Source organism: Shewanella xiamenensis (genome assembly GCF_014647135.1).
Classification (GTDB): Bacteria; Pseudomonadota; Gammaproteobacteria; order Enterobacterales; family Shewanellaceae; genus Shewanella; species Shewanella xiamenensis.
In genome coordinates this window covers 35819-44045 of sequence record NZ_BMOP01000031.1, presented here as the reverse complement: position 1 = coordinate 44045, position 8227 = coordinate 35819, and the positions used below count along the sequence as shown (strand labels likewise).

At 42.5% G+C, this 8227-nt stretch carries 7 protein-coding genes and 1 pseudogene; 5 read left to right on the top strand and 3 right to left on the bottom strand.

Annotated elements, in window-relative coordinates:
* Positions 1-321 precede the first annotated feature (321 nt).
* The 3 genes from IEY09_RS18255 to IEY09_RS18245 all read left to right on the top strand — a co-directional run bounded on the left by IEY09_RS18255 (position 322) and on the right by IEY09_RS18245 (position 2942).
* Positions 322-1110 carry a type IV toxin-antitoxin system AbiEi family antitoxin gene (locus tag IEY09_RS18255; RefSeq protein ID WP_188872178.1) on the top strand — a complete coding sequence of 263 codons (789 nt, stop codon included), beginning with the start codon at positions 322-324 and terminating at the stop codon, positions 1108-1110.
* Entirely contained in the window at positions 1103-2038 is a 936-nt protein-coding gene (locus IEY09_RS18250) for a nucleotidyl transferase AbiEii/AbiGii toxin family protein (RefSeq protein ID WP_188872176.1), read from the top strand. Before IEY09_RS18255 ends, IEY09_RS18250 begins: the two co-directional genes overlap by 8 nt.
* A 331-nt stretch (positions 2039-2369) precedes the next feature.
* Positions 2370-2942, top strand: coding sequence for a tyrosine-type recombinase/integrase (locus tag IEY09_RS18245; protein ID WP_188872174.1), 573 nt, complete (start codon positions 2370-2372; stop codon positions 2940-2942).
* A gap of 77 nt (positions 2943-3019) precedes the next feature.
* On the opposite strand, the gene IEY09_RS18240 is transcribed toward IEY09_RS18245, so the two are convergent.
* The 3 genes and pseudogenes from IEY09_RS18240 to IEY09_RS18225 all read right to left on the bottom strand — a co-directional run bounded on the left by IEY09_RS18240 (position 3020) and on the right by IEY09_RS18225 (position 5311).
* Complete coding sequence (locus IEY09_RS18240; protein WP_014610884.1) at positions 3020-3184, bottom strand: hypothetical protein; 165 nt, start codon at positions 3182-3184, stop codon at positions 3020-3022.
* 21 nt (positions 3185-3205) lie between these two features.
* The gene (locus IEY09_RS18235; RefSeq protein ID WP_188872173.1) at positions 3206-3931 is read right to left on the bottom strand and encodes a zeta toxin family protein; all 726 of its coding nucleotides are present in this window, start codon (positions 3929-3931) and stop codon (positions 3206-3208) included.
* Positions 3932-4087: 156 nt separating this feature from the next.
* Positions 4088-5311 (bottom strand): annotated as a pseudogene (locus tag IEY09_RS18225) (IS3 family transposase).
* Positions 5312-5570: 259 nt separating this feature from the next.
* Between IEY09_RS18225 and IEY09_RS18220 the strand changes: the two are divergent.
* Positions 5571-6023 carry a MerR family transcriptional regulator gene (locus IEY09_RS18220; RefSeq protein WP_188872169.1) on the top strand — a complete coding sequence of 151 codons (453 nt, stop codon included), beginning with the start codon at positions 5571-5573 and terminating at the stop codon, positions 6021-6023.
* Entirely contained in the window at positions 6001-8178 is a 2178-nt protein-coding gene (locus IEY09_RS18215) for a VIT domain-containing protein (RefSeq protein ID WP_188872167.1), read from the top strand. Before IEY09_RS18220 ends, IEY09_RS18215 begins: the two co-directional genes overlap by 23 nt.
* Positions 8179-8227: the final 49 nt, after the last annotated feature.

Here is an 8227-nt window from a genome sequence, read left to right as displayed (position 1 = left end):
AGCTTACGCGATGATTAGGGCTTTGAACAAACTTACTGGGCTAGGTATGCCTGAAACCCACTATGTAGCTTGATATTTGAACAATGATGAGAGTGTTGTTCGCTCACTCGATTTAGGAAACAAAGCCGCTCAGGGGTTAAGTTTAACGTTTTAAGTAAGTATCCCTCCTTAGCCTTTTACTGGTAACTAATCTTCCCCTCATTCTGCTAGTTTGCATTTTTCGATAAACATGTACCTAAGGTACTAAGTAATTGCAATTTATAAACTCTGCTTCTATAGTTGGTTTAATTTACTCTATATTTTGGTACTTATGGTGCAACTATGTCATCAAAAATAAACTGGCTGATTAATCATACGAGTCCTGGTGCGGTAGTGCTTCAGTCGTGGTTGACACAAAATGAGATCAGCTCATCTTTGGTGAGAAAATATGTGCAGAGTGGTTGGTTGTACAAGATAAGTGCGGGGGTTTATGTTCGTCCTAAGTCAACAGGCAAGTTACAGCCTCATTGGGTTGAAGCGCTCAAGGCTGTGAATGAGCAGCTAAAGCTTCCTGTTCACCTTGCGGGAGTCAGTAGCCTAACGCATCAAGGGCTTAGTCATTATCTTCAACTAAGCAGCAAACAAGTTTGGGTTGGCTGTCAAAGTAAGCAGGCGTTGCCAAAGTGGTTCCGCGAATTGGAGGAGCAAAATTGGCTTTTCTATACCAGTAGCAAGCTGACCCAAACGTTGGAAAAAGACTTTATTACTATAGGGGTGAACAATAGGGAAGTTAAGGCAAGTTGTGCGGAGCTTGCCGCCTATGAGGTCGTCAATGCCATTGGCAAACATATCAGTTTTGAGCATGCCGCGGAGCTGTTTCAAGGGTTAGTGAATCTCAGCCCACGTAAAATACAGTCAATACTAAATCGAAGTGAAGCCGTACAAGCTAATCGCGTATTTCTCTTTTTAGGCCACTACTATCAACACCAGTGGAGCAAAAGGCTAGATGAGCAGCAAATCACGCTTGGTGCGGGAAAGCGTCAGGTGGTGGCTCATGGCCGTTACGATGGGCGGTATCAAATAACAGTGCCAGCATCGTTTATTAAGACAGAAGAAAATCAATATGAATAAGTCATCGATATACTACCAGCAAGTGACCTTGCTTATTCGGATGTTGCCGCTCGTCGCCCAAGAGAAGGTATTTGCCCTAAAGGGCGGTACGGCTATCAACCTATTTGTACGCAACTTCCCACGCTTATCGGTCGATATCGATTTGGCTTATCTTCCTTTGGAGCCAAGGGAACAAGCGCTACAAAGTGTGAAGGAAGCGCTTGGTCGTTTGACTGCGCAGATCAATCTACAACCGAACCTTAGTGCAGTATTTCAAGACAATAAATATGATGAGCTCAGGGTTGTCGTGACAAGTGATAGAGTCACAATAAAAATTGAAGTCTCTCCTGTTGCGAGAGGTACGCTACACAAAGCGGTATTAATGCCAGTCGTTGAGTTAGTTGAAGAAGAATTTGGGTACGCAGAGATCCCCGTTGTAAGCCTGCCTGATCTATACGGTGGTAAGTTATGTGCAGCGATGGATAGACAGCACCCAAGGGATCTTTTCGATGTGAAAATGCTGCTGGCGGAAGAGGGGATCAGTCGAGATATTTTAGTCGGCTTTCTCACTTATACACTTAGCCATCCAAGGCCCATTAATGAAGTGATGTCTCCACGCTGGAAACCGCTTGATGAAAGCTTTCAAACTGAATTCAATGGAATGACGACAAAGCCGATTAAACTCAATGAGCTGCTTTTAACTCGCTCAGAAATGCTAACAGCGTTGCAGCATCACTTTACTGCAAAAGATAGAGACTTTTTATTATCCTTTAAACAGGGTCAGCCTGATTGGTCATTGTTTGATGAACCGAGCATTGCGGCACTACCTGCGGTGAGATGGAAGTTATTGAATATCCAAAACCTAGCGAAAAACAAATCCAAGCATCAAGAACAACTCATTAAACTGGCTGATGTATTGGAAACGTGGGTTGCAGGTCGGATACTGTAATGTGCAGTATATTGCCGATTTTATCTGATAGTTCGCTGTTTGTGGGCGTTGGCTGCTTAGATGTGAGTAAGGGTTTAAGCAAAAAGGTTCGCTAGTAGGTGATTATTGAGGCGCGTTAGATTGTGCTTCAATCATCTGCTTTTCCCAATATTGTTCCGCGGCTTCAAAGTAGACTGTCGGGTGATACCCTAAGACATACTCAAACTTTGCGGCAAATAATTGGAAAAAACTTGTTATATCATCAACATACATGAGTATAAGTTATCTCAGTGAAGATCCTACGTTACGCTTTAAGCTTCCCAGGCTACCACGAAGACTCCCAAAAGGTTTTTTGGTCGACGTAGAGATAGATGCCATTTTTAAACAGACGGCAATGCATGGTGATATTGGTCTACGTGATCGTGCGATTTTGGAAACCTATTATGCTACAGGGATCCGCAGAGCCGAATTGGGGCGATTAAAGTTAAATGACATTGATTTTGAAAATTTTGTTGTGCGAATTGAACAAGGTAAAGGCAAGAAAGATAGGGTTATTCCGATCGCAAAACGTGCATGTCAGTGGGTTAAGCAGTACGTTAACAATGTTTGCCCCAGCTTTGCCATATTCGCATCAGGTTCAGTGTTATTTTTGAATAATGACGGTCTCCCATTTACCGATAGGCAGCTTACCGCTTTGGTGTCTAAGTACGTGCGGCGGGCTGGCGTAGATAAACCTGGTGCATGTAATTTGTATCGACATACCACCGCTACCGCAATGTTAGAAAATGGTGCCGACATTCGCTATATCCAAGAGCAGGTAGGCCATGCAGATATTTCGACAACACAAGTCTATACCCAGGTGACGATTGGTAAGCTAAAGGAGGTTTATCATCATACGCACCCTGCAGCACGAGAGGGGGAATGAATCTTGAAGAGTGTTGGTGATGATGCAGAGGAAATAGGAAAAGCCCCTAACGGGGCTTTATTCACAAAACCAATGAATTACACTGCCATGGATTTGGCTTCAATAATCATTTTATTCTGTGACTCAGTCGCTTTCTTGATAACTTGAGTATACACACGTTTTTTCTCTGCTGAACTTGCGTTCATAACAAAGGCTGAAAGCTTGGATGTAGTAACGTTAATTTTAGCTGTATTGGTCGACATAGATTTCTCACATAAAACAGCCTAAAAAATAGGCTCAGGTGGCAAGTTTAGCAGTCTTATTAATTCTGTGCGAGAGTATTTTTTCTTTATATGATGCTCAACATCCGTAATGTTATCATGGTAAATACGAGTGCTACCATCATTGTTCTTTATCAGTAAATCTATCTTGATTGCCGCGCCATATTTGGCTTTGACTTGCCGGACTACCTCTTGCGAATTTAAGAATTGATCGATAAATGTAGTAGGTAAAATGCGTCTGCCTTCAAGCTTTTCTCTTGCTTGGACAAACTCCCAGGCTAGTGTAGGTTCTTGATAAACAAAGATGATGAGCACGGCTCGATTTCGCTTTAGTGAGCGCTCGATATTTTTACAAGCGATATCAAAGTTTGAAAAAGTACCATCTAAGATGAAACTTTGGTTGTTGTTAAAAATTCTGTCTAGGGTTCGTTCAACAATAAGGCTGACAGCTTTCTGAAAGAGGAATGAATTTTCACCAGTGTACTCTTGGAAGAAGACTCTTAGCTCATCAGGGTCAAGCCTAATAATTCCCGTTTCATCAAACATTTCAAGAAACGCTTTTGAAGCTTCGGTTTTTCCAGCGCCAGGAGAGCCGCACATAAAAATAGACACAGGTTGTTGATCAGCTGGAAACTTGTCCAAATCGGTCAGTTCTCGAGCTATCCGAGTACGATTTGCTTTCGCATAGGTGACCGCTTGAGTTTCAATTTCTGTTTCTTGCTCTGTCATAGTCAGTGATAACGTTACCAGATTTAAACAACATGATATCAGCCAACTCAAGTTGAGTATAACTTATCATAGCTTGTATGCGTTCATATGAACGGCCGGATTTACGACTATAACCTTGGCAGGTTTATGTCGGTGGACCCGTTTATTCTGTATTGGTCAACCCAAACTGGACACTTTTACTTGAGAATTTTCAAACTCTACCGGTGACAGATCGTCATTAGCAGAATGCAGCCGCTCCAAGTTGTAATATTTCATGTAAGCAGTCACATCTTGCTTCATAAACTCCCTTGTTGGTTGATTAACTTTAAAAATCCAATCGTGTTTTAAGCTGTCAAAGAATCGCTCAACAACGGCATTATCCCACGACTCCATGGATGCAGGAGGTAGAGCAACGCAGGAGCAGTTGCCTAACACGCCCCCACATCACCCATGCTGGCTCGGATACCATAGCTCGATAGCAGCCTACCGAATTGCTTACTGGTATATTGCGAGCCTCGGTCACTGTGAAATACCAGCCCTCGCGCTGGTTGTCGCAGGTTGTAGGCTTTTATTAATGCCTTAGATATCAAATCTGTGGTCATGCGTTTGTCTATGTGCCATCCCACAATCCGGCGTGAATATAAATCCATCACCACTGCTAAATACATCCAGCCCTCACCCGTCTTTAAATAGGTCACGTCACCCGCCCAGACCTCATTAGCCGATACTGGATTAAAGTTCATATTTAACAGGTTATCAGCCACTGCGTCTGAGTGTTTTCGCTGCGTAGTCACCTTGTAAGCGCGTCGCTGGGTTGCTTTAAGTCGAAGGCGGTGCATAATATTACGAACGAGATAGCGACCAACGTGGTAGCCTTCCTTGCGTAATTTCTTCACCATTTCACGATTCCCTAAGCTGCCTCGACTTTGCTTAAATAGCTGTCGAACAAGGCGATAAAGCTTCAGTGTTTCAAGGCTTATCACGTTTGCAGGGCGTTTATGCCAATCGTAATAGCCTGACTTACTGACAGTCATTACTCGACATAACAGTGCTATGGGAAACAGGTGAGATTGCAGTTTGATGAAACGAAATCTTACTTCATTTCTCTCGCAAAGAAGGCGCTTGCCTCGGCGTGCCCCTTGGGTATTTTAGAATTTCTTTCTCCATTCGTCATTCTTTGTTTTCTCTACGCAATCGCTTCAACTCATCACGCTCAGACTCTTCTAAGGTGACACCTTGTTTCAGGGCTTGGTGCTTTTCCTTCCAGTTGTAAAGCAGGCTCGTGCTAACTCCAAGAGACTTTTCCGCATCGGCAACGCTATAACCTTGTTCTAGCACCATCAAGACAGCTTCATCTTTAAATGCCTGCGGATAACTCTTATGTGATTTCTTCAGACTCATATAGACCTCTTAATTTATTGACCATACTGTCTCAAAATGGATTAGACCAGAACAAAATAAGATGGGTTTAGATATTACATAGAAAAATTTTAATACCAGAAAGAACATGGGTCACCGATAGAGTTTGAAGCTAATCAACCTATCCTTATTGTTAATTTTTTCTCTATTGATTCAAACGTCATAAAAATTATTATTCATTACACTTGATCTATACATCTCTAGTGTATACATTTGAGTGAAGTTTAAATGGAGGTACAGGATGCAAGAAAAATATGGCATCAGCGATCTGGCAAGATTGCTCGACTTTCCAGTTAGAACGATCAGGTTTTATCTGCAAAAGGGGCTGATTAAAGGGCCTCATGGCGCTGGTCGTGGAGCCTGGTACGACACAGAACATGTTGAGCAATTGCTAAAAATTAAACGTTGGCAAAGTGCGGGGCTGTCTTTAGAGCGAATTCAAGAATTACTGAATTATGCAAATGAACCTGAGTTGCCTGATATGCAACCCAAAGCAGGGGACATGCGTGTAATTAGTCATTTGTATCTGGGCCAAGGGCTGACACTAATGATTGACCCAGTTGCGGCAGGTGTGAGTAGTGAGCAGTTAAGGATGTTAGTTCCTGCAATGGTAAGTAGCTATCAGCAGGTTATGCAGTGCTCTTTGCCTAAAAATAATGGTGGGGTGGAAAATGAACAACAATGTGATGAATAACATAGCGCTAGGTAATTCTGAAGGATTTGGGTTTAATCATGACATTGTTTTAAAGCACAGTTTAGTTAATGCGCAACTGAATGGAGCTATCAGTGAAGTCGAATTGGTTCACGAATTTGTAAATCGTGAAACTTGCCCTATTGAAGCCATATTCTCATTTACGTTACCACTAGATGCGGTCATTTTAGGGTTATCTATGGCGATTGGTGAGCGTCAGTTCACAGGTGAAGTGACGCCAAAAGCTATCGGAACTGATAAATACGAAGGTGCCATAGCAGAAGGTGACAGTGCAGTATTACTGGAGCGGTTGAATGATGGGTTATATTGTCTCAATGTTGGTAATTTGCTACCTAATGATGACGTTACCATTTCTATTCAATATGCCCAAGTCCTGAACTGGCAAGACCGTAAACTGCGGTTTTATTTTCCGTGTACAATTGGTGACCGTTACGGACATCAGCGATCAGCAAATTTACAAGATTATCAACAGATTGAGCACACACTAGATAATGGCGCACGCTTAACATTTAATCTGACGGTTAATGGTGAATTATCTTCCTCATTAGTTACCAGTCCAAGTCATTCATTAACAGTAAAACGAGAAGAGAATTCTTTAATTTTATCAGGGGATAGGGTTATTCCTGATAGGGACATCATAATTACACTAGAAGCATTACCTTCATTTACTGGCGAAATTCTAGTTGAAAAGAGTGCTTTTGGGTTGCAGTACTGCGCCAACCTGCTATTACCATCCTCAGATAACCACAATGAGTCAGCTCAGTGCTTCCAGTTTATTGTTGACCGCTCAGGTTCAATGTGCGGAGATGCCATTGAGCAGGTACGTAAGGCCTTCGTCGCAATTAAAACACTTCTCAAGCCATCAGACTGGTTCAACATCATCTCCTTTGGGTCTCAAGCACAAAGTTTGTTTCCATCCCCTGTTCCTGCCGATAGTGAGCATCTTGCAAAACTTCATGCATACATCAACCAGCTAGATGCCAACATGGGGGGAACTGAAATTGCAGCAGCATTAAACTTGGCTCGCAAAACTGGACGGCATGCAGAATTTGCGACGCAAATGTTGCTGATCACTGATGGTGAAGTGTGGGATACCGCGGCAATAATCGCGGATGCAACAAAAGCAAATATACGATTATTCAGTGTGGGCGTGGGTTCTGCAGTAAACGAAGCTTTTCTGAATAAATTGTCACGCAGTACTGGCGCTTCAGCCATCTATGTATCGCCAAACGAGTCGATGGCAGATGCGATTGTGGGACAATTTAAACGATGCCGTCAGCCAGAGATAACAGATCTTAAAATACATTGGCCGATACCAATTAATGAGCAAGTTGATAAACAGTTACTGTTTACGGGTGATGGATATCAATGCTATGCCACATCTGAGACTGAAATATCACCAAAAACCTACGTGAATATTGAAATTATGCAGCAAAATCAGTCAATCCCGGTAAGACATTTTCGAGGGATTGGTAATGCAACTCTATCACGTTTGGCTGCTTACCAAAGATTGTCGAGCAGCAAGAAACCTGAGGAAATTGCCGTTAAGTATAGTTTGCTTTGTGAGCAAACCTGCTGTGTGTTGGTCGCCGTACGTGACCAAAAAGCTGACGGTTTACCAGAGTTGCGAACTATAAGGCACACTCGTGCAGCCGGTGAAGCGGGGTTTGGTTCGGTAGGGGCAGGGGTTGTATCTCTTTGTTTTGCCGCGCCAGTGTATAGCAGTTCAGTGCTTGATTGCCTTGATATCCCAGCATTTCTACGCAAACAGGACGTAACGTTTGTAGATGATATTGCTGAACCAGTTGATAGTGATATGACTGCAATCGCCAATTGGCTAAAGATTTTCAACAAAGCTGCGTCCAATGGTTCGTTGGAGTTGAGTTTTGCTTGTATTAAATCATTAGGCATTGATTTGCAGAAAATCTTGATGATTGATATGAATTTTTATCCTGACATACCGGAAAAACTTCTAGTGTTTGAAATCCTACTAGCATTCCTTGAAGTATCTAATGCTGGAAGAACTGGTCGAAAGTTAAGGCATTGGTTACAGCAACAACATGTTATTGATCAAGTCGATCCCGATATTGCGATAGATCTTCGCGCTAATCTAGCCTTGCATCTCACTGGTAGTTGAACGGTAAAAAGCTTTTTCGCCCGGCATATACTAAATAGTCATTATAATC

Bases quoted from the DNA above. Each gene is read 5' to 3' on its own strand.
- IEY09_RS18255 (WP_188872178.1), top strand. From the start codon at position 322: ATGTCATCAAAAATAAACTGGCTGATTAATCATACGAGTCCTGGTGCG.
- IEY09_RS18250 (WP_188872176.1), top strand. From the start codon at position 1,103: ATGAATAAGTCATCGATATACTACCAGCAAGTGACCTTGCTTATTCGG.
- IEY09_RS18240 (WP_014610884.1), bottom strand. From the start codon at position 3,184: ATGTCGACCAATACAGCTAAAATTAACGTTACTACATCCAAGCTTTCA.
- IEY09_RS18235 (WP_188872173.1), bottom strand. From the start codon at position 3,931: ATGACAGAGCAAGAAACAGAAATTGAAACTCAAGCGGTCACCTATGCG.
- IEY09_RS18220 (WP_188872169.1), top strand. From the start codon at position 5,571: ATGCAAGAAAAATATGGCATCAGCGATCTGGCAAGATTGCTCGACTTT.
- IEY09_RS18215 (WP_188872167.1), top strand. From the start codon at position 6,001: ATGAACAACAATGTGATGAATAACATAGCGCTAGGTAATTCTGAAGGA.